19 protein-coding genes and 1 pseudogene are annotated in these 24,524 nt (G+C 73.8%); 8 read left to right on the top strand and 12 right to left on the bottom strand.

Translation table 11 applies throughout. From position 1 onward, the window contains the following. Positions 1–94: 94 nt before the first annotated feature. On the bottom strand, positions 95–4,915 hold the full coding sequence (gene fxsT / locus ACIQ9P_RS09725) for an FxSxx-COOH system tetratricopeptide repeat protein (protein ID WP_402352465.1): 4,821 nt from the start codon (positions 4,913–4,915) through the stop codon (positions 95–97). 188 nt (positions 4,916–5,103) lie between these two features. On the opposite strand from fxsT, the gene ACIQ9P_RS09720 reads away from it, so the two are divergent. Then, positions 5,104–5,364 carry a dTMP kinase gene (locus tag ACIQ9P_RS09720; protein WP_402352462.1) on the top strand — a complete coding sequence of 87 codons (261 nt, stop codon included), beginning with the start codon at positions 5,104–5,106 and terminating at the stop codon, positions 5,362–5,364. A 104-nt stretch (positions 5,365–5,468) separates the two neighbouring features. Here the strand turns inward: ACIQ9P_RS09720 and ACIQ9P_RS09715 are convergent, their stop codons facing one another. Together ACIQ9P_RS09715 and ACIQ9P_RS09710 are read right to left on the bottom strand one after the other, a co-directional pair. Next, a complete protein-coding gene (locus ACIQ9P_RS09715; protein ID WP_402352459.1) occupies positions 5,469–6,365 on the bottom strand; it encodes an MBL fold metallo-hydrolase in 897 nt (298 codons plus the stop codon). A 125-nt stretch (positions 6,366–6,490) separates the two neighbouring features. Then, positions 6,491–7,219, bottom strand: coding sequence for an SDR family oxidoreductase (locus tag ACIQ9P_RS09710; RefSeq protein ID WP_402352456.1), 729 nt, complete (start codon positions 7,217–7,219; stop codon positions 6,491–6,493). A gap of 387 nt (positions 7,220–7,606) precedes the next feature. Here ACIQ9P_RS09710 and ACIQ9P_RS09705 point away from each other — a divergent pair, with 387 nt between their 5' ends. From ACIQ9P_RS09705 to ACIQ9P_RS09680, 6 genes are all read left to right on the top strand, one after another. Continuing rightward, entirely contained in the window at positions 7,607–8,638 is a 1,032-nt protein-coding gene (locus ACIQ9P_RS09705; protein ID WP_402352453.1) for an AraC family transcriptional regulator, read from the top strand. A 343-nt stretch (positions 8,639–8,981) separates the two neighbouring features. Beyond that, the gene (locus tag ACIQ9P_RS09700) at positions 8,982–10,076 is read left to right on the top strand and encodes a sugar ABC transporter substrate-binding protein (RefSeq protein ID WP_402352450.1); all 1,095 of its coding nucleotides are present in this window, start codon (positions 8,982–8,984) and stop codon (positions 10,074–10,076) included. Positions 10,077–10,239: 163 nt separating this feature from the next. Then, complete coding sequence (locus tag ACIQ9P_RS09695) at positions 10,240–11,028, top strand: ATP-binding cassette domain-containing protein (protein ID WP_402352448.1); 789 nt, start codon at positions 10,240–10,242, stop codon at positions 11,026–11,028. Then, positions 11,025–12,290, top strand: coding sequence for a sugar ABC transporter permease (locus ACIQ9P_RS09690; protein WP_402352445.1), 1,266 nt, complete (start codon positions 11,025–11,027; stop codon positions 12,288–12,290). The genes ACIQ9P_RS09695 and ACIQ9P_RS09690 overlap by 4 nt, the downstream gene beginning before the upstream one ends. A 269-nt stretch (positions 12,291–12,559) precedes the next feature. Further along, on the top strand, positions 12,560–12,796 hold the full coding sequence (locus ACIQ9P_RS09685; RefSeq protein WP_402352443.1) for a hypothetical protein: 237 nt from the start codon (positions 12,560–12,562) through the stop codon (positions 12,794–12,796). 88 nt (positions 12,797–12,884) lie between these two features. Further along, positions 12,885–13,655, top strand: coding sequence for an HAD hydrolase family protein (locus ACIQ9P_RS09680; RefSeq protein WP_402352440.1), 771 nt, complete (start codon positions 12,885–12,887; stop codon positions 13,653–13,655). Between the two features lie 11 nt (positions 13,656–13,666). On the opposite strand, the gene murQ is transcribed toward ACIQ9P_RS09680, so the two are convergent. The 8 genes from murQ to ACIQ9P_RS09640 form a co-directional block, all read right to left on the bottom strand. Continuing rightward, positions 13,667–14,584 carry an N-acetylmuramic acid 6-phosphate etherase gene (gene murQ / locus ACIQ9P_RS09675; RefSeq protein WP_402352437.1) on the bottom strand — a complete coding sequence of 306 codons (918 nt, stop codon included), beginning with the start codon at positions 14,582–14,584 and terminating at the stop codon, positions 13,667–13,669. Between the two features lie 553 nt (positions 14,585–15,137). Continuing rightward, complete coding sequence (locus ACIQ9P_RS09670) at positions 15,138–15,455, bottom strand: hypothetical protein (RefSeq protein WP_402352434.1); 318 nt, start codon at positions 15,453–15,455, stop codon at positions 15,138–15,140. Beyond that, positions 15,455–15,898 (bottom strand): hypothetical protein, encoded by a 444-nt coding sequence (locus tag ACIQ9P_RS09665; protein ID WP_402352431.1) that lies wholly within the window; start codon positions 15,896–15,898, stop codon positions 15,455–15,457. Before ACIQ9P_RS09665 ends, ACIQ9P_RS09670 begins: the two co-directional genes overlap by 1 nt. After that, positions 15,885–16,784: a hypothetical protein gene (locus ACIQ9P_RS09660; RefSeq protein ID WP_402352428.1), complete on the bottom strand. Its 900-nt coding sequence runs from the start codon at positions 16,782–16,784 to the stop codon at positions 15,885–15,887. Before ACIQ9P_RS09660 ends, ACIQ9P_RS09665 begins: the two co-directional genes overlap by 14 nt. A 283-nt stretch (positions 16,785–17,067) precedes the next feature. After that, positions 17,068–17,757 carry a DUF6445 family protein gene (locus tag ACIQ9P_RS09655; RefSeq protein ID WP_375925073.1) on the bottom strand — a complete coding sequence of 230 codons (690 nt, stop codon included), beginning with the start codon at positions 17,755–17,757 and terminating at the stop codon, positions 17,068–17,070. A gap of 149 nt (positions 17,758–17,906) precedes the next feature. Continuing rightward, entirely contained in the window at positions 17,907–19,430 is a 1,524-nt protein-coding gene (locus ACIQ9P_RS09650; RefSeq protein WP_402352425.1) for a PHB depolymerase family esterase, read from the bottom strand. A gap of 148 nt (positions 19,431–19,578) precedes the next feature. Next, positions 19,579–20,592: a YdcF family protein gene (locus tag ACIQ9P_RS09645; RefSeq protein WP_402352422.1), complete on the bottom strand. Its 1,014-nt coding sequence runs from the start codon at positions 20,590–20,592 to the stop codon at positions 19,579–19,581. Then, positions 20,589–21,983 (bottom strand): MFS transporter, encoded by a 1,395-nt coding sequence (locus tag ACIQ9P_RS09640; protein WP_402352419.1) that lies wholly within the window; start codon positions 21,981–21,983, stop codon positions 20,589–20,591. The genes ACIQ9P_RS09645 and ACIQ9P_RS09640 overlap by 4 nt, the downstream gene beginning before the upstream one ends. An 89-nt stretch (positions 21,984–22,072) precedes the next feature. Here ACIQ9P_RS09640 and ACIQ9P_RS09635 point away from each other — a divergent pair. Next, positions 22,073–22,585: pseudogene (locus ACIQ9P_RS09635) on the top strand (MarR family winged helix-turn-helix transcriptional regulator); the annotation flags it as partial. A 235-nt stretch (positions 22,586–22,820) separates the two neighbouring features. Here ACIQ9P_RS09635 and ACIQ9P_RS09630 read toward each other — a convergent pair. Then, complete coding sequence (locus ACIQ9P_RS09630; RefSeq protein WP_402352415.1) at positions 22,821–24,431, bottom strand: esterase/lipase family protein; 1,611 nt, start codon at positions 24,429–24,431, stop codon at positions 22,821–22,823. Between the last annotated feature and the right edge of the window lie 93 nt (positions 24,432–24,524).

The following is a 24,524-nucleotide window of genomic DNA, read 5'->3' as shown; positions in this document are numbered from 1 at the left end:
CTCCCGGCCCCGCTTCGGGCCCGGGCCGGGTCCCGCCCGCGTCCCGGGCCGGTCCGGGCGGTCCCGGGCGGTCCCGGGCGCGGTCCCGGTTCGGTCAGAACGGTTGCGGTTCGAGGTCCCGGTCGACCTGCTGCCACGCGCGGACGGCCCGGAGGTGGGGGTGGGTTTCCCCCAGAAGCCGGGCGATCGCGCTCTCCGCGCCCGCCCACAGCTCGGCGGCCTCGGGGTGCCGGCCCCGGTGGCGCAGGGTGACGGCCAGATTGGCCCGGCCGAGCACGGTGTCCGGGTGCTGGTCGCCGTAGCGCTCCGACAGCCCGCCGAGGGCGGCCCGCCCCTCCTCCTCCGCCCGCTCGTGGTCCCCGGCCACCGCGTACGAGTTGGCCAGGGTGAGCCGGGCGGTCAGGGCGGACGGGTGGTCCGGCCCGACGGTGTCGGCCAGTCCGCGTGTTGCGGCGTCCCCCAGTCGGACGGCCTGGTCGGACTCGCCGCACCGGCGCCGGTACAGCGCGAGGTTGGCGGCGCAGGCGAAGGTGAAGGGGTGCTGTCGCCCGAAGAGTGCCCGATGCTTCTCGTGGGTGTCGCCCGCGAGGTCCACGGCCTCCGTGTGCTCGCCGCAGGCGCCGAGGGCCGCGGCCAGGTTGAGCGCCGAGGCCAGCGCGCCGGGAGTGTCGGGGCCGTGGCGCTCCAGGCGGAGCCGGTACGTGGTCTCGCTGAGCTGCCGGGCCTCGGCGGTCCGGCCGCTCAGGCGCAGGCCGACGGCGAGCGAGTCGGCGACGTCCAGGCATTCCGGCGCGTCCTCGTCGAGGATCCCGCGCAACTCGGCGAGGGTCTCCCCCAGGACGTCCAGCGAGGACCGGTGGTGCCCGAGGTCGCGCAGGCCGCGGGCCCAGTTGGCCCGGCTGACGAGGGTCGCGGGGTGGCGCGTGCCGAGGGCCGTCGCCCGGCGCTCGAAGGTGTCCCGGTCGAGGTCGTGGGCGATCGCGAAGTCACCGGTCAGGCGGTGGTCGAGGGCCAGGTCGTTGGCCATCGCCAGGGTGAGGGCGTTGTTCGCGCCGAACTCCTCGCGGAGCTGTTCCAGGGTCTCCCGGTCGAGCTCCAGGGCGGCGTCGAAGCGGCCGGTGGCCCGCCGGTCGGCGGCGAGCGACCCGGCGGTCAGCAGGGTGTACGGGTGGTGCTCGCCGAAGCCGCGTCGTTGGCGTTCCAGCACGGCCTCGTCCAGGGCCAGGGCGTCGGCGTAGTCGCCCCGGGAGCGCAGGACGCCGGCCAGGTGGAAGCGGAGGAGCAGCGTCTGCCGGTCGTCCTCGCCCAGCTTGGCGGTCCAGTGCGCGTCCAGCGTCCGGCCGAGCTGGAGCGCCGCGTCGAGGTCCCCGCGAGTGCGGAGGTACCTGATCCGGTCGATGAGCAGCAGCCTGGTGCCGGGGTCGTCGCAGTCGTGGGCCCCGGACGGCATCAGGTGCGGCCAGATCGTCTCGTAGGCCGGCCAGTTGGCCGGATCCTCGGTGTCTCCGACCGCGGGTCGCGCGCCCGCGAGGACCAGGTGCGCCGCGTGCCGGGTGGTCCGCTGCTCCTCCTCGTCCAGGGTCGCCCGGACGGCCGCCCGGACCAGGCGGTGGATCTGCAGGCCGTGGCCGCCCGGTTCGACCTTGGCCAGGGCGAGCCGGCTGATGGCCTGGAGCACCGAACCCAGCAGCATCGGATCGCCGAGGTCGGCGTCGTACGGGACGAGCGCGCGGACCATCTCGTCGCCGTGGACGAGGCGCATCGCGATCGGTTCGGCGGCCAGGAACGCGCAGAGCTGGAGCAGTCGGGCCGCCGCCGGGGAGCGGTCGCGCAGCCGGGCGAGGGAGATGTTCCAGGTGGCGCCGGCCGGGGCCGGGTAGTCGACGGGGGTGTTCAGGGCCAGCATCCGGGCGGACGCGTCCCGCAGTTGGGCCACGTAGTCGTCGACGGGCGTGGCGGTCTCCGCCAGCCAGGCGGCGGCGACCTCGACGGCCAGCGGCAGGTCGGCCACCGCCTCGGCGACGCGCTCGGCATCGGCGGGGGAGACACCGGGTATCCGGGCCGTCAGGTGCTCGACGCTCTCGGCCCGCCCGAAGACGTCCACCTCGACCTCCTCGGCCCATGTCGGCCATTCCGCGTGGCGGGAGGTGATCAGGACGTGGCCGGGGCCGTCGGGCAGGTGCCGGGCGATCTCGGCGGCGGTGTCGACGTTGTCGAGGACCAGCAGCCAGCGCGAGGTCGGTTCACCGCGCCGCAGTGCGTCGCGGGCGGCCTCCGTGGCCGCGCCGAGCGACTCGCCGGTACGCAGGCCGAGGCGGTGTGCCAGTTCGGCGAGGGAGTCGGTGACCAGGTCGGACTGTTCGGCGTCGATCCACCACACCAGGTCGTAGTCGGCCAGGAAGCGGTGCGTGTACTCCACGGCGATCTGGGTCTTGCCGATGCCACCGAGCCCCACCAGTACCTGGACACTCGCGGGGGTCTTCCCGTCCCCGCCCCCGAAGCGCTCGCGCATTCGGTCGAGGATCGTCGAGCGTCCGATGAAGTGCCGGTTGCGGTGCGGGGCGTTCCACAGGATCGGCCGGCGCGCGGGGAAGCGCGGGGCGTCGTCGTCCGGCGCCGGCGGTGGGGCGTCACCCAGCCCGAGACCGGCCAGCAGGGCCCGAACGGCCTCCGGTTCGTCGCGGCCGACGAGGTCGACCGGTTCCCGCCGGTCGGTCGCCGCGCCGAGCCGGATGTCGCCCACCCGGACCGGGACGAGCAGCTGCCGTCCGCTTGGGTCGGACCCCGGCGGTTCCCACGACTCCCACGACTCCCGGAGCCACCGCGCCCTCTCGGAGGAATCGGACAGGACCGCGACGGTCCTGACGCCGCCCCCGGCTCCGGACCCGGCGGGAAGGGTGGGCCGGCCCTGTGCCGCGGCCGGGCGAGGGCCGTCGGGCCGGACCAGCAAGCCCGCCCGGGTGAGGACCGACCGGATCCACTCCGCCCAGGTCTGGTCCGCGTCGACGTAGGAGAGCGCGATGTCCTCGGGAACGGCCGGGCGGCGGTGGGTGAAGGCCGCCAGGTAGCGGAGCCGAAGCTCCTCGTCCACCGGCGGCAGGGCGCTGACCCGGCCGTCGGTGAGGACGGCGACGAGCCGCTCGAAGGAGGCCAGCATCGTGCTGTTGAGACCCGGTTCGTCGCCGAAGGACGCGAGAACCGACTCGAAGGCGTAGAACGGCCGGTACGGGAGCTCCACCGAGCCCCAGTAGCGGCTGAGCTCCTCCTGCGTCAGGCCGGCCGGCAGGCCGTCGAAGCGCTGCCGCGCGTGGGCCCGGCCGGCCTCGGCCTTCGCAGCCTCGCCCTGGTCGACGCGGGTGGGCACGGGCAGGACCCGGACGCCCTCGTCCCGGTCGCGCTGATGGACCGTCCGGGCCACCCGGGCGGCCTCGTCGACGGACCGGCGGCCGAGGGTGAAGCAGAGCACCAGGTCGTCCGGCAGCCGGACGGTGCAGAGGTCGGCGGTGTCGGACAGGCCGCTCGGGGCGTCGATCAGGATGTAGTCGTAGTGGTGGCGGAGGTCCTGGCCCACTGCCTCGACGACGTCCTCCGTCACGGCCCGGGCGAGGAGGGCGTCCGTCCCGTCGGCGAGGACGTCCCCGGCCGGGAGCAGGTCGAGCCGCCCGTCCCCGGGGAACCCCGGCCAGCGGAGCGGGCGGACGTGGTCGAGGACGCAGGCCGGGTGGGCCGTCCCGTCCTCGGGCGTGTCCAGTGAGCGGCGGAGCAGGCCGACGAGGTTCCGGCCGCCGGTGGCGGCGTTCTCGGCTTCGGTGTCCTCGGGTTCGAGGAACGGGTGGAAGTAGTGGTGCAGGCCCGGTGCGGCGAGGTTCCAGTCGACCGCGAGCACCCGGAGGCCGTTGGCGGCCAGGATCCAGGCGCAGTTCGCCGTGACCGTCGTGCGACCGGAGCCGCCCTTGTAGGAGTAGAAGGTGAGGACCCGGCCGTTGGCGCTCGGGCCGGTGTGGGCGGGAGCAGGTTCGAGGGGTGCGGGCGTTCGGGCGTCCCAGGCGTCGGCGAGCCGCCTGACCGTGCGGTCGCCCTCCTCGTTGATGGCGCCCAGCCGCTCCAGCGCCCGGTCGATGTCCTCGCCGAGCGGATCCCCGGTGCTCTCGGCGGGCGCGAGCGGAAGGTCCGTCCGGTGGCCGCCGGGCTGCCCGCCGTCCGTGTCCTGGAGCAGCGCGACCCGTTCGGTCAGCCGGCCCATCTGGTCGAGCACCTGGGAGAGCAGCCCCTCGACCTCGGTGCGCCGGGTCTCGGCCCGGAGCAGTTCGTCCATCGCCCGCCGTTCGCGGTCGTGGGCGTCGACCAGCTGCTGCTGGGTGGAGAGGAGACGGGCGAGTTCCTGGCGGTGCCCCAGCAGCCGGTTGCGTTCCTCGGTCAGCTCGCCGACGCGGTGCTGCAGCGTGGCCAGCATGATCAGGAGGACGGTGACGATCTTCTCGGTGTTCACCAGGGCCAGTTGGAGTTCGTCGCGCTGCTCCTTGGCCTGGCCGAGTTGGTTGTAGAGGGTCTCCAGATAGCCGTGCTGCTCCTCGACGCTCCCGCCGGGAAGGCCGCCGCCGGGAAGGCCGCCGGGGCGGACGTGGGGCGGAGCGGGGTTGCGGGCGGCCCGCAGGAGGTTCAGGGCCCGGCGGAGGTCGCGCGGGTCGCGGGTGGTGGCCGCCACGAGGGCGCGGACGAACTGTTCGGTGGGTACACGGCCGGAGAGGTTGCCGCTCACGGTGCCGGGTGCCCGCCCGACGGTCCGGGCGACGTCCGCCACCGTCCGCCCGGCGGTGGCCACGAGGTGGCGGAGGAAGTCGGCGAGTTCCTCCGCCTCCGGGCTCTCCGCCCGGACCGGGCCGAACGGGCGGCCGCCCTGGTTCGCCTGCGCCACTCGTCCCCCCCCGGACCCCGCCCGACCGACACCTCGTTGTTCGGCATTATCACCGAACAACCACCGGTTGTTCGGTCCGTTGCCAGGGGTGTCCCGGTGAACAACGGCGATGAACTCGCCTTCCTGTCAGCGTCGTTCCCGAAGACCTGGGCCGGGAGGGCTGTCCCGGCGGGAACGGAGGAACCGACATGACCGTGCTGACCCTCACTCCGCGTACGCTCGGCCCGCTGCAGCGGGTGCTGCTGGTGGCCCTGCTCGCCCCCGTCCTGGTGCTGGTCGTGGTGGCGACCGTGCCCGCGCTGCTGGTGCTGCCCTTCCTCCGGGACGGGGACCGGCGGGTCGTCAGTCTGCTGCGGGCCCACACGGCGGCCCTGTCCGCCCTGCTGACCGGGAGCCGGCCGGACCCCGCCGGACCCCCGGCGGGGCCGCTGCGGCGGGGCCGGGCGTGAGCCCGGGCCGGGACAGGGGCCGCGGCCGGAATCGGGGTTGTAGCCGGAACCGGAGCCGGGGGTCCGTCCGCCTCGGGGGAGGACGGGCGCCCCGGCCGCTGCCGTCAGCCGGCCCAGTGGGTGACGGTGAAACCGGAGCCCTCGCGCCGCACCTCGGCGGCGCCGGTCCCGGCGAAGTGCGCCGGGACGACCAACTCACGCTTGTCGGCGGCCCGTTCGAGGACGCTCCGGCGGGTGGTCGCGGCCTGGACCGGGTCCTCGCAGAAGCAACTGTTGCACTCGGGCCGGGCCAACTGGAGCGGGCTGTGCAGCAGGTCGCCGACGAACACCGCCCGCTCGCCGCGCGAATCGAGCCGCAGCACCGAGGAACCGGGGCTGTGGCCGGGCGCGGGCTCCAGGGTGAGGGCCTCGTCGAGCCGGACGCCGTCCGTCCAGAGCACCGCCCGGCCGGAGCGGACCACCGGCTCGATGCTGTCCGCGTAGAGCAGTCGCCGCTCCTCCTGGCGGGACGCCGGACCGGCGCGCCCGGGCCCGTCCGGGGCGAAGGAGGCGTGGTCGGCGGCCGGCAGGTAGTAGACGGCGTTGGGGAAGGCGGGCACCCATTCGCCGTCCCGCTCGACGGTGTTCCAGCCGACGTGGTCGGCGTGCAGATGGGTGTTGACCACCACGTCGACGTCCTCGGGCCGTACGCCGACGGCCGCGAGCCGGTCGAGGAAGTCGCTGTCCCGCTCGTGGAAGAGCCGGTTGTGCGGGCGCTGCCGGCGGTGTCCGACGCCGGTGTCGACCAGGACGGTGCGGCCCCCGTGGCGGATCACCCAGCTCTGGAGGGCGCCGAGATGGGTGTCCTCGGCGCGGTCCCAGTGGTCCGGTGCGAGCAGGTCCGCGTTCCGTTCCCAGTCCTCCGGGGTGGCCCCGGGCACGATGTCGGCGGCGGGCATGAACGCCCCCTCCCACTCCCTGACCCTCAGCACCTCGGCCTCGCCGAGCACGATCCCCGTCATGGTTCCTCCCCTGGTACGCGATGTCGCTTCCGTCGACGCTTCCGATCCTAGGAGCGGGTTACTGAGTGGTTCAATGCTTCATCAGCTCGATCAGATACGTGATCGGCTCACTGATGTGCCACTGCCTACAGCTGTTCGAAGTGGAACGAACGGATGAAGCAGTCCCGGGGCTGGCGGATCGCGAACAGGACGCAGTCGAGCACGGACCGGGCGCCCAATGGCTCCCCGGCCGTCCGGTCGGCGGTGTCCCACGCGGGGTCGAGCGGGTCGCCGTCCGTGAAGTCCGGCGGATAGAGGGAGATGACCCGGATGCCCTCGGGGCGGAGGCGATGGGAGAGGATGTCGGCGAAGCCGGCCTGGGCGGCCTTGGCCGCGTAGAAGGCGGGATGCGCCTCGGAGCGGTGGTTCCCGGCCTCGGCGGCCGAGGAGACCAGGTTGACCACGTCCGCGTCCCCGGCCGCGCGCAGCAGCGGCAGGAAGTGCTTGACCGTCAGCAGGGTGCCGGTGGCCCCGGAGGCGACCGTGTCGGTGATCGCGTCGTCCTCGGCGTCCCACAGGTCGGGCCCCGGCAGGTAGCGGGCGCCGTTGTTGACCAGCACGTCCACCCGGTCGGTGTGCTCGGCCACCCCCGCCGCGAAGGCCCGTACGGTGGCCGGGTCGGCCAGATCGCAGGCGAACGCCTCCGCCCGCGCGCCGCTGTCCGCCGCGATCTCCTCGGCCACCTCGGCGGCGGCGGCCCGGGTGCGGGCCGAGAGGAACACCCGCGCGCCCGACCGGCCCGCCGTCAGCGCCAACGCCCGCCCGAACCCGCGTCCGGCCCCCGTGACGACCACCGTCTTTCCGGCGAGATCCACGCCGCACCCCCTTCGATCCTGGTCATCACCTTGATGATCACTGCGAGCGTAGCCGCGTGGCCGGGGTCGGCCCGCCGGGTCCGTCGCTCCGCCGCCGTCATTGCGGCAGGCACCGGACCGGTGGCAGGCGGCAGCCGGGAGGTTGCAGGTTGCAGGCGGCAGGTTGCAGGCGGCAGGCGGCAGGCGGCAGGCGGCTCGGTGGTCGGTGGCCCGGTGCGGCCCGAACCCGGTGGCCTCGGCTTGATCCGGGGTCTCGGCGACCCGGGGGCCGGTGCCTCCGCCCGGCCCCGCCGTTCCGCCCGGCTGCCGCGCGACCGTCGACCGTGCCGCCGGGCCGGTCGGAGCCGGCCCGGCGGGGTGGCACGGACGCGGCCCTAGTCTGTGGGCATGGACGTGGTGAGCGACGCGATCGCGGCGGTGCGGATCGGACGGCCCTCCTCCAATCGGCTGCGGGTCGGCGGAGCCTGGTCGGCCCGGATCCCCGCCTACGAGGGCGCCGGCTTCCACGTCGTACTGGAGGGCGGCTGCTGGCTGTTGCCGGACGGGGGCGATCCGGTCCGGCTCGGGGCGGGTGACGCCGTGCTGCTGCCGCACGGGACGGGGCACGTGCTCGCGGCCGCGCCGTTGGACCGGGACGGGGTGGCGCGGGCGGTGCCGATCGAGCGGCTGCTCGCGGCGGCCCGGTCAGCGGCTCCGTCCGCCTCCGGACCGCCGCCGGTGCCCGGCGCCGATGGCGGGCCGATCGCCGAACTGCTCTGCGGGAAGTACCGCTTGGAGCACAGCCGGACCCACCCGCTGATGCTGGAGCTGCCGGACGTGGTGCACCTGCCGAACCGGGTCGGAGCGCACCCCCAACTCCGGGCGGCGGTGGATCTGTTGGGTGGTGAACTGGCCGCCGACGGGGAGGGCGGGGCGCTCGCCGTGCCGAGCCTGATCGATCTGCTGCTGGTGTACATGCTGCGGGCTTGGCTGGCCTCGCCCCGGCCCGCCACCGGGGCGGGGGCGGCGGCCGGCCCGGGGTCGGGGTCGGCGGGGTCGGGGGAGGGGCTCGGCGCGGGCGGCCGCTGGCCCGCCGCGCTCGGGGACCGGGTGGTGGCCGGCGCGCTGCGCGCCCTGCACGAGGATCCGGCGCGGGGGTGGAGCGTCGAGGAGCTGGCCGCGAGCGCGGGGGTCTCCCGGGCGACGCTGACCCGCCGGTTCACGGCCCTGGTCGGCCGGGCGCCGATGGCCTACCTGGCCTGGTGGCGGATGACCCGGGCGGCCGCGCTGCTCCAGCAGACCGCGGATCCGCTGGACGTGATCGCCCGGCGGGTCGGTTATGCGACGCCGTACGCGCTCTCGCACGCCTTCAGTCGGCAGTTCGGGACGACTCCGGGCCGCTACCGGGACCGCATGGCGGCCCATTTCTCTGACGGATGATCAAACTCTTGAACGTTTGAGTACGCTCGCCTTGTCCCTGTCAAGAGCGCCTCAGGTCGCCGCCCGAGCGCCGGTATGTGCAGCGACCGATCGTTTGCCCTCTAGGTACGTACCAGGTCAGGGCTATTGGTCGTGGGCGATTCGTCCTTTTCTGTCATGTCCTGTCAGGTCTTGGGTCGGAGGATCCTCCAAGTTTCAATCCCTGCTTGGTGTTCATGAAGATAACGAAAGAGCAGGGATTTGCCGGAGCCTGAATTTACTTATTGACGACAAGGGACGGCGCCGGGTTAACTCCTGCCACCTCGCCGCGGAGTTGCGGCCCCTGTCTCGGAGGCATCCCCCCATGAACGCAACGATGCGTCGCGTCCTCGTCGGCACCGCCGCGGTCTCGATGGCCCTCTCGCTGGCCGCCTGCGGCAAGGCCGGCGCGGACAAGAAGGACGGTGCGAAGTCCGGGGACTCCAAGTCCATCGGCCTGCTGCTGCCGGAGAACGCCTCCTCGACCCGTTACGAGTCCTTCGACCGCCCGTTCATCGAGGCCAAGGTCACCGCGCTCTGCCCGGACTGCAAGGTCCGCTACAGCAACGCCGAGGGCAGCGCGGCCAAGCAGAAGCAGCAGTTCGACACCCTGATCGCCGAGGGCGTCAAGGTGATCGTCCTCGACGCCTTCGACGCCAAGTCCACCCAGTCCTGGGTCACCGAGGCGGCCGCGAAGGGCGTCAAGGTCGTCGCCTACGACCGCCTCGCCACCGGCCCGGTCTCCGCCTACGTCTCGTTCGACAACGAGAAGGTCGGCGAACTCCAGGGCCAGGCCCTGCTGGACGCGCTCGGCAGCAAGGCCGCGGACGCCAACATCGTGATGATCAACGGCGACGAGGCCGACCCGAACGCCGCGTTCTTCAAGTCCGGTGCCCACAAGGTGCTGGACGGCAAGATCAAGAAGGTGGTGTACGAGCAGTCCGGCGAGTGGAAGCCCACCGTCGCGGGCCAGAAGACCGGCGCCGCCATCACCCAGCTGGGCAAGGACGGCTTCCAGGCCGTCTACTCCGCCAACGACGGCATGGCCGGCGCGATCATCACCCAGCTCAAGGCGGCCGGCATGAACGTTCCGGTCGGCGGCCAGGACGCCGGCCTCGACGCGATCCAGCGGATCGTCGCCGGTGACCAGGCGTACACCATCTACAAGGCGTACAAGCCGCTCGCCGACAGCGCCGCCGAGATCGCCGTCAGCCTGCTCCAGGGCAAGGACGTCAAGACCGTCGCCTCCGCGACCGTCGACAGCGAGACCGACAAGGGCATCCCGGCCAAGCTGCTGGACCCCAAGATCGTCACCAAGGCCAACATCACCGCCACCGTGATCGCCGACGGGCTCTACAAGGCAGCCGACATCTGCACCGCCGACTACGCCGCCGCCTGCGCCGCCGCCGGCCTGAAGTGACCCCCGGTCACTGAGGCCCGACGAGCCGGGCCCGACCGGGGCCCGGCCCGCGAGCCGGCCGCCGCCCGTCCGGCGCCCTCGCGCGGCGCCGGACGGGCTGCCCGCCCGCCGTCGACCCCCCGCTTCCTCCCTCCCCTCCCCACCACGAACACCCCCGCAGGAGATGGTTCACGTGACAGGCGCACCCGTACTGGCGCTGCGCGAGGTCTCCAAGCGCTTCGGCGCTGTCCAGGCACTCACCGACGTCGACCTCGACGTCCACGCCGGCGAGGTCGTCGCCCTGGTCGGCGACAACGGTGCCGGAAAGTCCACGCTGGTCAAGACGATCGCCGGGGTCCACCCCATCGACGAGGGCACCATCACCTGGGACGGCCGCCCGGTGCGGATCGGCCGCCCCCAGGACGCCCAGGCCCTCGGCATCGCGACCGTCTACCAGGACCTCGCGCTCTGCGACAACCTCGACGTCGTCGCGAACCTCTTCCTCGGCCGCGAGCTGCGCCGCCGCGGCACCCTGGACGAGGTCGCCATGGAGCGGCGGGCCAAGGAACTCCTGGACACCCTGTCGATCCGCATCCCGAGCGTGCGGATCCCGATCGCCGCGCTCTCCGGCGGCCAGCGCCAGGTGGTCGCCATCGCCCGCGCCCTGGTCGGCGACCCCCGGATCGTCATCCTCGACGAACCGACCGCCGCGCTCGGCGTCGAGCAGACCGCACAGGTCCTGGACCTCGTCGAGCGGCTGCGCCAGCGCGGCCTCGGCGTCATCCTGATCAGCCACAACATGGCGGACGTCCGCGCGGTCGCCGACAGCGTCGCCGTGCTGCGGCTCGGCCGCAACAACGGCGTCTTCCCGGTCGCCGGGACCACGCCCGAGGAGATCATCTCCGCCATCACCGGCGCCACCGACAACGCCGTCACCCGGCGCCAGGCACGTATCGCGGAGGAAGCGAAGTGAGCACCAGCCAGACCACCCCGGCCGCCGACACCCCGGCCCCGGCCGTCGACCCCCGGCTGCTGGTCCGCCAGGGCGGCGTCGCCGGCTACGCCGAGGAGTTCCGCCGCAAGATCCGCAGCGGCGAACTCGGCGCCCTGCCGGTCGTCCTGGGCCTGATCCTGATCGCGATCATCTTCCAGAGCGTCACCGGACACTTCCTCCAGGCCGACAACCTGACCAACATCACCAAGTGGATCGCCGGCTACGGCCTCATCTCGGTCGGTGTCGTCTTCGTCCTGCTGCTCGGGGAGATCGACCTCTCGCTCGGCTCGGTGGCCGGCGCCTGTGCCGCCGTCACCTCCGTCCTCGCGGTGCGCCAGGGCCTGAACGAGTGGCTGGCGATCCTGCTCGCCCTGCTCACCGCCGGCGCGATGGGTGCCCTGCACGGCTTCTTCTTCGCCCGGATCGGCGTCCCCGCGTTCGTCGTCACCCTGGCCGGCATGCTCGCCTGGAGCGGCCTCCAGGACTACGTGCTCGGCAAGCTCGGCACCGTCAACAACATCAACGACGGCGTCGTCGCCCACCTGGACAACTACTTCCTCGGTGACGGCGACATCCTCTTCGCCTGGCTGCTCGCCGTCCTCGCCGTCGGCGGCTACCTCGCCGCCCAGGTGCTCACCGCCCGCCGCCGGACCGCCGCCGGCCTTCCGGCCAGGGCGCTCGGCGAGATCGCGCTGCGCACCGGCGCCCTGGCCGTGGTCGCCCTGGTCAGCGCCTGGACGCTCAACCAGGACAGCGGTCTGCCGCTGCCCCTGGTGGTCCTGGTCGGCGTGGTCGCGCTGACCGACTTCGTGCTCCGCCGCACCTCCTACGGCCGCCAGATCTTCGCGGTCGGCGGCGGCATCGAGGCGGCCCGGCGGGCCGGTATCAACGTGGCCCGGGTGCGGATCTCGGTGTTCATGATCTCCGCGATGCTGGCCGGCCTCGGCGGCCTGTTCATCGCCTCCCAGCAGGGTTCGGCGGACAAGCTGCTCGGTAGCGGCAACGTGCTGATGAGCGCCATCGCCGCCGCCGTCATCGGCGGGACCAGCCTCTTCGGCGGCCGGGGCAGCACCTGGTCGGCGCTGCTCGGCATGCTGGTGATCCAGTCGATCACCACCGGGCTGGACATGGTGCACGCGGCCCAGGCCATCCAGTACATGATCACCGGTGCGGTGCTGCTGGCCGCGGTGGTGCTCGACTCGGTCTCCCGGCGCACCCAGAAGTCCGCCGGCCGGGGCTGAACCCGGCGGCGCGCCCCGAACGACCCGGTCCCCACCCCCACGGGGACCGGGTCTCCGTCGTGCTCGGGCCGGGTCTCCGTCGTGCTTCCGCCGCCCCGGTGCCGTGCCGGTACCGGGGCGGCGGCGCGCGTGGACGTGTCCCGGTCGGGACGTTGGTCCCTGCCGCCGGGCCCGTCCCGCCCCGCACCCTGGACTGCGGGCCGCCGACCCACGAAGTCCGGCGGCCCCGACTGTTCCGGGACCCCGTGAGTGAGGACGTACCGCCGCCCATGCCCGCCGAGACGATCGTGCACCGTCTGGTCGACGCCTTCTTCACCCACTGCCACGAGTGCGGCGAACCGCGTGACAGCAACTGCCACCCCCGCGCCCACTGGCGCCTCTACCTCGACCTCGACGCGGAGACGCTGGCCCGGATCCGCCACTGGGCGCTCGACCCGGACAGCCCCGTCGGCACCGAGACCGAGCGCACCGTGCTGCTGCACTGGCTGGACGCCCAGGAGACCTGACCGGCGTCCGCACCGGGCGGGCGGGCGACGATGGGCGGCGGGCGGTGCTGTGCATCGGGGCGCGGGAGCGCGTCGATATCATCGCTCCATGATCATCTCAGCCGCTCGCACCACGGTCTTCGACATCGACGGCACTCTCTGCTTCGACGGACGGACGATCGACGACCGGATCCTTGCCGCCGTCGAGGACTGCGAGCGGGCCGGCCACCGGCTGGTCTTCGCCTCCGCCCGGCCGGTCCGCGACCTCCTGCCGGTCCTCGACGGGGCCTTCCCGAACGCCACCCTGATCGGTGGCAACGGCAGCCTCGTCTCCGTCGACGGCCGGGTCCGCGCGCGGGCCGTCTTCGGCCCCGGTGAACTCCGCGAGCTGCTGGTCGCGTGCGACCGCTTTCGGGCGGGTTACCTGGCCGACGGTCCCTGGGACTACGCCTGGACCGGACCGGCCGATCACCCCGTCCGGGGCCGGGTCGACCAGGGCGGCCTCGCCCGCCGGGTCGACCTCGCCGAGCTTCCGGCGGTGGTGAAGTTCCTGGTGGTCGACGCGACCGACATGGTCGCCCTCGCCGAGACCGGCCGGGCGCTCGGGATGACCGTCAACCACCACCTGGACGAGGCGATCATCGACTTCGCCCCGGGCAGCACGAACAAGTGGGAGGCCCTGACCTCGCTGGGCGTCGACCACTACAACGCCTTCGGCAACGACATCAACGACCTCGACCTGCTCCGCAACGCGCACCACGGAGTCCGGGTCGGCACCCACCCCGGCCTGGACGGCGTCGCCCGGGTCACCGTCGCCGCCGACCCGGCCGCCGTCGCTGCCGAGATCTCCGCACTGGTCGCGGTGACGCCCGCCGCCTGAGCGAGCCCCTCCTACCGGTCGTCGCCGTTCCGGGCGAGTTCCAGGGCCTCGCGGAGGTGGCCGCCGGCCGCGGCGAGCAGGCGGGCGGCGGCCGGGGCGTCCACCCCGGCGAGGACGACCAGGACGGCGGCCTTCGCCTCGCCGCCGGTGGCCGCCAGCGCGCGCCGTGCCGTCTCCTCGTCCGCGCCGGTGATGTCGACCACGATCCGCCGCGCCCGCTCGCGGAGCTTGGCGTTGCCGGCCCGGACGTCGACCATCAGGTTCCCGTACGTCCGGCCGAGCCGGACCATCACCGCCGTGGAGAGCAGATTCAGCACCAGCTTCTGCGCCGTTCCCGCCTTGAGCCTGGTGGACCCGGCCAGCACCTCCGGCCCGGTCTCCACCACGATCCCCAGCTCGGCGGCCGCGACCAGGGGCGACCCGGCCGCGCCCGCCAACCCCACACCGAGGGCCCCGGCCCGGCGGGCCACGCGGACGGCCGCCACCGTGTACGGGGTGCGCCCCGAGGCGGAGACGCCGACCACCGTGTCCTCGGGCGTCAGCGCGAGCGCGGCCAGGTCGGCCGCCGCCAGTTCCGGACGGTCCTCCGCCCCCTCCACCGCGCGCACCAGCGCCGCCGGGCCGCCCGCGATCACACCGACCACCCGGCCGGGGTCGGTGCCGAAGGTCGGCGGGCACTCGCTCGCGTCCAGCACCCCCAGCCGCCCGGCCGTCCCGGCACCGGCGTAGACCAGCCGCCCGCCCCGCGCCATCCGGGCGACGACGGCGTCCACCACGACCGCGATCCGCGGCAGCTCCCGCGCCACCGCCCCGGCCACCGTGCCGTCCTCGGCGTTCAGCAGCCGCAGCAGCTCTGGCGTGCCCAGCCGGTCGATCCCGGCCCACTCCGGCCGCACCGCCTCGCTGACCGGCCGCTCGGTGTTCTCCATACGCCGCCCCTCCCCGCCCGCACCCGCTCCCAACCGGGCGCACCGCCGACGGGGGGACGGGACGGAGGACCGCGACGGGACAGGAGGACAGGCCGCCACGCTGCTGGAGCGCTTCGGTCGGCGCACGCCGACAGGGCGGGCACCCGGCCGCGCGGCACGTTGCCGTCGCTGTTCCAGCAGGTGCCGGCGCGGTGGCCTCCGCTGTCGGCCTGCGGACACCGGAGGCGAGGGCCGCCCCCGACCGGAGGGGCGGGGCCGACGTCCTGGGCCGTGTCCGCCGTGTCCACCGCAAGCGGCGCAGCGCGACCGTGCTTTGCCGGGGCGCTGTACTGCCGGACCGACGACTGCGCGACGAGGGCGGGGCGGGGCGGGGCGGCGAGCCTGTGTGCCGCCACTCCGGCATTCTCGCCGGGCCGGCCCGACCCGCCCTCGGTCGGCGCGGGGACCCGCAGGCGGGAGGTGCCGAGGCGATCCGGCTCGCCCGAGGGCCGTTCTTCCACGGTCGGGCCGCCGGGAGGTGGTGCGAGCCGGCGGCCCGCCGCCGGACGGAGTGTCAGCCGAAGAGCTTCAGGACCAGCGCGGCGATCCCGGTGCCGGCCAGTGCGAGGCCGCCGGCCGTCAGCAGGGCGCCGCGCTTGACGTTGGCGTCCTTGAACCCGCCGTAGGTGCTGAAGTAGAGCACCAGACCGTCCGCGCAGATCAGCGCGCCGGTGATGAGCAGGACGAACCCGACGCTGATGTAGTCCCAGTCGTCGTGGAAGACCTGCTGGAAGTGCCCCGGGTTGCGGGAGGAGAGCAGACTGCCGGCGATGGTCAGCGCGGCGGCTCCGGCGGTCGCCAGGCCGAACTGCTTGGCGATGCGTTCCAACATCAGTACTGCCCTGCCTCTACTGGGAATCGGGAAAGCCGCTGCCGGATGTTCCGGAGGTGTCCCGGCGACCACTGCTCCCGGACGGACACCCGCACGAAGGTCTCCCGGAGCCGGTCGACCTCGCGGAGCACCGCCCGTTCCTCGACCTGGATCCGGGACCGGAGCGGAGCGACGGACACACGGCCGAGTACGGCGGCCGCCGCCAGGAGCGCGACGGCCGCCACCGCGCCGAGGACCGGCCAGAGCGGTCCCGCCCCGGCCGCCGCCATGCCGAGGACGAGGGCCGCCGCGCTGCTGGCGCCGACGACGGCCCGCAGGGCCAGCAGGTACCGAAGTCTGGCCCGCTCCGATTCGAGGGCCGTGAACCGCTTCTCCGCCTTCACCAGGTCGTCGTCGAAGCCGCCGCGCCGTTCGCGGTGGTCGCCGCGCTCACCGGCGACCACGGTCGGCCCCGTTCTGCTCCGGCAGGAGCAGTTCCTGGACGGTGCGTCCGAGGTTGCGGCGCAGCGGGCCCAACTGCGGGTCGTCCAGCAGCGACCGCTGCGCGCCGAGACCCGGGAGCGGCTTGTACCGGATCAGCCGGGAGCTCATCGGGATCACGGCGATGCGCAGTCGGGTCTCCTTCTCCAGGTCGCGCATCAGCCTGCAGAACCGCGACTCCGCGCCGGGCCCGCCCGCTCCGCCGGGGATGTAGTAGTCGCGGGCCTCGTCCAGCCGGTCCCAGTAGAGATCCGCCTTCGAGACGACGACGGCGAGCCACTCCAGCCGCGTCGCGACTTCCTTGTCGATGATCCGGTAGACGAGCTCCCGGAAGTCGGCGCGCTCCTTCTCCAGGTGCCACTCGCGCAGGTCCTCGGCCGTGACGGCGCCGTACTCGTGCTCCAGGGCCTCCTGGACCTCCTGCTGGACACCGCGGTGCCAGATCCGGTTGTGGCCCCAGCACGTCACATAGATGATGCCGCGCGGCGAGGCGTCGCCCAGCACCGTCTCCCGCATGGCCTGCTCCCGCTCGTGCGATGCCTGGCCCGGTACCACCACTACGGACAGGCGCAGCTGCTTGGTGCCGCCGATCTGCAGCAGGCTCTGGTGCTTCTCCGGGCGGGGACTGATGGTGCTGTCGCTCGCGCCGCCCCGGTACGCCAGGGAGAGCGACCGGTACAGCACCGTCTTTCCGGCGCCGGGTTCACCGAGGACCGCGATCGGGTTCACCGAGGCCCCGAGGCCGGTGGGTGTCAGCCGGACGTCCTCGTCGTCCTCGTCGTCGCCGTTCTCCACGGCCTCGTACGCGTCCTGCCAGCGACGGCGCAGGTCGTCCCACACATCGGTCATCGTCCCCACCCGGGCGTCAGCGTCTACGGCCCCTCAGGCTAGCGGTCGGACGTCCGCCGGGCGTCGCGATTCCGTACCCGCCCGGACACGGAAGCGTTTCATGTCGGGGCGTTCGGTCGAACGGTCAATCGCCTTGTTTGTCAGAACAATTGATCATTCATCAGCTCGGGCTCACCGGTGCTGAACGGGTGTTCGTGGTGCACGGAACGCCGCCCCTCGCCCTTCGGGGAGGGAGGGGCGGCGTTCCGCGGTGTGGGGGGTGGGGGTCGGTGGGGCCGGGCCGTCAGGCCATCCAGAAGAAGACCGCCGTCATCCGCCGCTCCTCCAGGGTCAGGCCGTGGTAGGAAGTGGCGCTGTGGATCAGGTTGGCGTGGTAGACGAGCAGGCGGTTGTAGCGGTTGGGGACCCGGACGTCCTCGGTGAAGGCGTCGGCCGGGACGCGGCGGGTGCCGAGGGCCTCGACCAGGTTGTTGTGCGGGGCGGTGACCAGGTTGCCGCCGAGCCGGCCGCCGGGGAACTGCTGGCGGTAGAAGCCGGTGCCGGCGTCCTTCGGCGCACCGGGGCTGAGGTAGAGCACGGCCGCGAAGCGGCACAGCGCCCGGGAGTCGGTGTGCGGACGCGACTCCGACTCCGCGGTGCCCACCAGCTGGATGCAGTTGTGGTTCAGGGTGCCGCCGCCCGGGGTGCTCTGCACCCACAGCCGGGACGCCCCCGTGGCCTTGCGGACGAGTGCCTCGACCCGGGCCAGTTCCTCGGGTTCCAGGCCGGGCATGGTGCGCAGGCCGGGCCAGCTCTCCGGCCGGTAGGGGTAACCCTCGGTCCAGTCGTTGCGGTCGAGGCAGCGTCGGCGGACCGCGTCCGGGTCGGGCAGGACGTCGTCGAACACCCAGTAGTCGCGGCCGGGCGTGGGCTTGCGGTAGGGCAGTACCGGTAGCGTGGCGGTCCGTCCGGGGCCGGGGGGCAGTGGAGGCATGGGCCGACCATAGGAGCGAGGCCCCCCAACATTCTGCCGTGAGCAGGTCAACCTTTCGTCAAAGTGTCGGTGGGCCGTGAGCGGCGGACGGTGAGTGGTGGAGGGCGGTCGGCGGGGACGGTCGCGGGGCCGGGCCGGGGAGCCGGTCATCAACTGCCGTCGGCGAGTACGTAGAAGCCGGGGCCGGTTCGGCGCAGGCTGTGCACGGTGAAGGTGTTCCACAGTCCCATCGCCTGGCCGGATCCGAGCGCGTGCACCAGGCCGCCGCTCACCGTCGCCCGCCCGGCCGCCACCTGGTGGTAGTTGTCGGTGGTGTAGCACGGTGCCGGGCCGCCCGGGGTGGTGACCGTGACGGTGGTGGAGCGGGCGCCCGGCGTGCCGTCGGCGCCGACCGCGGCCACCGTGTAGCCGTAGGCGGTGCCGGCGTTCAGACCGCTGTCGGTCCAGCCGGTGCCGGTCGGGTCCGCGACCGGGGCGCCGTTCCGGAAGACCCGGTAGGAGACGGCCCCGGTGACGGGTTGCCAGCCGAGCGCGACGGTGTCGCCCGCGGTGGCGGTGGCGGTCAGACCGCTGGGCGCGGGCAGCCCGGGGACCGTCGGCCCGCCGCTGTCCAGGCCCCAGAAGATCACGGTGTGGTAGCCGGAGCAGATCGCGTCCAGGAAGTACGTGCCGGTGGCCCCGCAGTTGTCGGCTCCCGAGCCGGGGGCGACGGCCAGTCCGTGCCCCATGCCCGCGATCGAGTAGAGCGCGACGGCGGGCCGGCCCGCGGTGTCGTCGTAGCGGGTCTCGGTGGTGCCGCCGGGCAGGCTCCGGGTGCCGGAGGGGCTCTGGCCCATGCCCCACACCGCCGTCCACTGGTCGCGCAGTTCGGTGCCGTTGACCGGGCGGACGGTGGTGTCCGCCGAGCCCTGCCAGATCGCGACCCGGGGCCACGGCCCGGGGTGGCCGGGGTCGGCGCCCCGGACCCGTTCCGCCCACTGGGCGGGGCCGAGTCGCTGGTCGTCGTTCTGGCAGGACGAGGCCGCGGCCAGGGTGGCGGCGCAGTGCGCGGGCGGACCGGCGTCGACGGCCCCGCCGGCGAACACGTCCGGATAGTCGGCCAGCAGGTCGGCGGCCATACCGCCCCCGGCGGACAGACCGGTGACGAACACCCGGCTCCGGTCCGTGCCGAACAGGGTGCCGGCCCTGGTGGTCATCTGCAGTACGGAGGCCGCCTCGCCGACGCCGCGGGCGTTCTGCGCGGCGTCGAACCAGCGGAAGCAGGAGAGCGGGTTGTTGGCGGCGCCGGTCTGGGGGAAGACCACGGCGAAGCCGTAGCGGTCGGCGAGTTCGGGCCAGCCGGAGTGCCGGTAGTAGTCGGCGGCGGTCTGGGTGCAGCCGTGCAGGGCGATCACCAGGGGCGCCCCGCCGGGCAGCCCGGCCGGGGCGTAGGTGTACATCGCGAGGTTGCCTGGGTTGCTGCCGAATCCGGTGACCTGCTGGAACGTGCCGCTGGTGGCTCCGGTGGCTCCGGTGGCGGTGGGAGCGGCCGGCGCGGGCAGGCGTGTGGTCGCGGCCGTCGAGGTGGCGCTGGGGAGGAGCAGCGCAGCCGCGGTCAGTAGGGCGGCGAGGCCGGTACGGCCCGCACGGCCGACGCGGCGGGCGGGCGGTGGAGCGGTGGGGGACACGGCCATCGGGGGCTCCGGGGTGGGGGAGGAGTACGGGACCTTGCCGTGCAGGGTGCCGCGCCCGCCCCGGGGCCGCCATGTGACGGGCGGCCGTCCCCCGGGGCCCGGTCATGGGTGGTGCCGCCATGGCGGCACCACCGGCCCGGGCGCCCGGTCAGGAGCCGGGGCTCAGCGCCGCGGCCACGAGTCCGCACACGGCCACGAAGCCGCAGATCCCGAAGTTGACCAGTTTGTGGGAGAGGAAGACGGCGGCGAACTCGCGGATCGTCGCGCTCGGCCAGTAGTAGCGGGCGGTGGGGGAGCCGCAGACCTGGCCGTTGACCCCGGTGGTGCGGGCCGTCAGGGCGGCCCGGAAGGCGTGGAAGTTGTTGGTGACGACAACACAGCGGTAGTCGGGCTTCTCCCGCTCCATGATCTCCTTGCTGAAGAGCAGGTTCTCCTCGGTGGTCCGGGAACGGTCCTCGCGCTCCAGGCGCTCGGCGGGGAAGCCACGCTCGATCAGGTAGTCCGCCATCGCGTGCGACTCGGGCAGCTTCTCGTCCGGACCCTGGCCGCCCGAGGTGATCAGTACCGGTGGGTTGCCCCGCGCCGACTGCAGCTCGTAGAGCGCGCGGCCGAGGTCGAGCCGGCTGGCGAGCAGCGGCGGCACCCGGTCGCCGCCGATCAGCCCCGAGCCCAGCACCACCACGAAGTCCACCTCCTTGCGCGGCAGGTGGCGCTGGTAGAGGAAGGCGTAGCCGACGAAGCAGACGAAGAGGAAGGAGACGTAGCCGACCACCAGCAGCGCGGTGGCGGCGAGGACGCCGAGCCGAGGGGAGTCGGTGAGGACGGCCGCCCCGAGCAGACCGATCAGCCCGAGGATGCCGAGGCCGGCGAGCAGCGAGAGCAGGTTCGCCGGCCGCCGGCCCTCCTTGCGGACCATCGTCACGCCGTTGGAGAGCAGGAACCAGACCAGGGCCACCGTGCCGACCGTCGGCAGCAGGGCGATGACGGCCACCGTCAGCTCGGCCACCAGGGTCGGCGCCCGGCGCACCTCCGCGATCAACGCCAGGGTCAGCAGCGAGACCCCGATGCCGAGCAGCACGGCGTTGCTGAACTTGCGTCGGTCGCGCAGGACTCCGATTCCGCAGAGGAGGAAGAAGAAGGCCGCTGGGGCATAGGCGATCATCCCCGTATCGTAGGGTCCCGCCGAGCCGCCGGGACCGTGGCCTCCTGAGCTGTGGAAGGCGCCTCGGTGGCACGGGGATCGGTCGGCCCCGGGCTCTTGTCGACGAGGACCCGAGCGCCCGTCAGGTCGCCCCGCGCGGTGCCCGTGAGCCGCTCGCGCGTCGTGCCGGTCGGGCCGTCCGGGTCCGCCGGCCGCCCGACCCGGCGGACGCCCGGGACGAAGGCCGCCCCGCCACAGGCCAGCGCGACCAGGGCGGCCGTCACCAGCAGCGGCCCGGCGCTCCCCCAGGCGTCGGCGGCCAGTGGTGCGAGCGTGTACCCGAGCGGGGCTGCGGCGAGCGACAGCAGCCAGTCGTAGGAGGTGACCCGGGCCAGTACCTGCGGCGGGAACTCCTGCTGCACCACGGTCTGCCACACCGGGTTGAGGAAGCCGAGCCCCGTCATCGCCAGGGCGTACGAGGCGACCGTGACCGGTGCGGGCGCCGTCACCGCCAGGGCGACCAGTGGCAGCGAGTAGAGGGCGAGGCCGAGGGTGGCGACCAGCAGCGGGCGCCGGGGCCGGAACCGGCCGGCGAGCAGCGAGCCGGCCAGCACACCGAAGGCGGCGGCCTGGGTCATTGCGATCCACACGCCCTCCCCGCCCATCCGCCGGGCGGTGATCAGCGGCCCGAGGGTGAGCAGGACGGCGGCGGCGCCGTTCCACACGGCGTGGCCGATCAGGCTGGTCCAGTACCAGTCGCGCGAGCGCACCTCGCTCCAGCCCCGGAGCAGGTCGGTGCGCAGCGACCTGCGCTCGGCGGGGGTGCGGCGCACCTTCAGCCGCGTCAGCAGGGCCGCGCTGACCAGGAAGGAGGCGCCGTCGAGCAGGAACGCCCAGCCCGGCCCCGCGGTCAGCACGAGGACGCCGGCCAGGGCGGGGCCGCCGAGCCGGGCGCCGTTGACGGCCGAGGCCAGCAGGGCGTTGGCGCGCATCCGCTGCGGCCCGTCCACCGCGGCCGCGACCAGCGGACTGGCGGTGGGCATGGCGAACGCCGAGGCGATGCCGCCCACCGCCTCGGCGGCCGCGACGGCGGCCAGCCGGGGCTGGGCGCCGAGGAGTTCGAGGCCGACGGCGATCTGGGCGGCGGCCCGGACCAGATCGGTGACGAGGGCGACCAGCCGGGGGTCGACCCGGTCCCCGACAACGCCGCCCAGGGGGAGCAGCAGCAGACGCGGGACCATCGCACAGCCCAGGACCAGGGCCAGCGCGGAGGAGGAGCCGGTGGCCCGGGTGACGGCGATGGCGAGGGCGGCGGGGACGACGGCGTCCCCCAGGGTGGAGATCGTCCGGCCGAGGAAGAGCAGCCGGAAGGCGGGCAGGCGCAGCGGGTGCGGGTGGTGGGTCGAGGTCACGGGAGCACTGTATTTCGGTGTCGAAATTTCGTCAACGAAATATCAGGCACCGAAAAACCCCTGGTCCGGGGCGGCCTAGACTCGGGGGCATGACACCCGCGACGCACCGGACGGCGGCCGACCGGCCCCGCGACTGGACCGACGGCCACGTCGAACGCTGGCGGCCGGTGCTGCCGCACCTGGACCCGGACGTCGAGGGCGCCGTCACCCGGATGAGCAAACTCACCCGGCACCTGGTCCGGGTCCGCGAGCAGGGCGTGGCCGACTACGGACTGCAGAAGCACGAGTTCGACACCCTGCACGGGCTGGCCGGCCGCGGCGGCCGGGCCACCCCGTCCGAGCTGCGCGGCGACCTCGGCCTGGCGCCCGCCTCGGTGACCGGGCGTCTGGAAGCACTGGAGCGGCGCGGATTCATCGTCCGCACGCCCTCCAGCGACGACCGCCGCCGGGTCGACGTCGAACTGACCGAGGAGGGCCGGCTGGCCTGGGCGCGGGCGCTGGACGTGGTCGGCCGGGAGGAGCACCGACTGCTCGGCGTGCTCTCCCCGGCCGAGCGGCACCAGCTCGCGGACCTGCTGCGCCGGGTGCTGCTGGTCGCCGAGGGGCCGCCGCCGGAGCCCGGACCGCGCACCGGCCCGCAGCCCGGCGCCGACCCCCGGCTGGGCGTCGACCCCCGACTCGGCCCGGCGGCAGCGGCCTGGACCGACTCCGGCGCCGAACCCAGGACGGACCCCCCGACGGCCGAGTGGCACGGTTAGGGCCGGGCCCGAGCGGCCCGGGCGGGGCCGGGCGGGGCCCGGTGCCGGAGTGACGGCCGGGGCCCGGTCGGCCCGGGGCTCAGCTCCAGGGGCCGACCGTGAGCCGGATCCGGGCGTCGGGGCCGAGGATCGGGCCGGTGGTGGCCGGCAGGGGGATGTGGGCGAGCCAGGCGTCGGCCCGCGGGTCCTCGTCCGGCAGCGGTGGGCCGGTCGGGCGGAGGTCCCGGATCGGGCCGTCCACCTCGGAGTTCCAGTGCGCCCAGGCCGCCGGGCGCGGGGAGTCGGTGTCCACGTCGACGATCAGGGTGTCCGCGAAGTCGGCGGTCTGCTCCAGGTGGTCGCCGAAGCCGAAGAAGCCGTTGTGCTCCTTGAGTCCCAACACCCGCAGGTCGAGCGCGAACCGCACCGGTTCGCTCGTCCCGGGCGGCCCGCCGTGCTCGGCGTCCGCCGTCGCGCGCTCCGCGTCCGAACGGTGCGGGAGCAGCCTGCTGGAGAGGAAGGTGGTCGCCAGCTGGACGGCGCCGTCCCGGGCGGTCCGGGTCCGGAGGGTGGCCGGGGTGGGGTCGGAGAGCTGGATCGGGCACCAGTGCGGGGCGGTGCGTTCGTGCAGCAGCACCGGCAGTCCGCGGACCTGGAGCCGAACCTCGGCCTGCCAGGTGACGTCGGGGTCGTGGTCCGAGAGCTCCAGGTCGACCAGGTCGGCGCGGACCCGGAGGTCGCCGAACAGGAAGCGGCGCAGGTTCTGGTATCCCTCCTCGGAGTTGACCAGTCCGTACCGGCCGCTGTGACTGCGGTGCGTGAACGCCCGGTTGGCGCCGGTGACCTGGGCGTTCTCGATCTGCACCAGGCCGTCGCTGCGCGGGCCGACGGCGGAGGCGGAGGCGCCGTGGGCGACGTCGTAGTCGTCGGAGTCGGTGCCGATCATGCAGAAGATCCGGTCGAGCGGGAACCCGCCCGCGGCGTCCTCCGCCGTCCCGCTGCCGTCGTCGTGCGGCACGTCGACGGCTCGCCAGCCCTCCGGCGGACCGTCCGGATCCGGGTCCGGCGTCAGGTACCGGTACATCCGGTCGGGCCCGAAGACGTCGGCACCGTTGAAGTCGAAGGTGTCGCGCAGCGCTTCGGGGATGCCGAAGCCGACGGCGAAGGTGATGCCGCCGTGTGGCGTTCCGTAGGTGAACAGCTTCGACACGTAGTCGGTGGCGCGCTTCCCCTTCCGCTGCTCGGGGATGACCTTCTGGAGCAGGCAGCGGCAGATCAGGCCGCCCATCGAGTGGGCGACCAGGTGGACCTGCGGGGCGCCGCGCGCCTGCAGTTCCTCGATCAGCCGGAGGAGGTCCTCGGCGGCGCGCTCCAGGCTGAACGCCTGGGGTTCGCCGCCCCAGGTGCCTGAGCAGCGGTCGTAGAAGCGGTGGATCCAGACGCTTTCGCAGTCGACCTTGTCCGGGTGGTTCGCCAGATATGCGTCCTGGCCGCCCTCGACGAGGACGTGGTAGCCCTCGTCGGTGAGCAGGCGCAGTAACGGGCTTTCGAACTGGTAGAAGACGGGGGAGTCCTGGCGCCCGACGCGGATGTGCGTCGAGCCTTCGTTGAATCCGTAGAACGGATCCGTCACGGCCTTCTCGATCCCGGGGGTGCCACCGGCGTATCCCCGGACGTAGACGATCGGGAGCCTGGAGGACGGCGCGCTCATGGCCGGCCTGCCTCTCCGCGGCCGGCACCGGCCGGTACCGGCCGACCCGTTGACGTGGGAGTTTCCTCCTCCCAGTGTCTGCCGCCGGGGTCG

Source organism: Kitasatospora sp. NPDC094019, assembly GCF_044764505.1.
Lineage (GTDB): Bacteria > Actinomycetota > Actinomycetes > Streptomycetales > Streptomycetaceae > Kitasatospora.
This window is presented reverse-complemented; position numbering and strand designations above follow the sequence as displayed.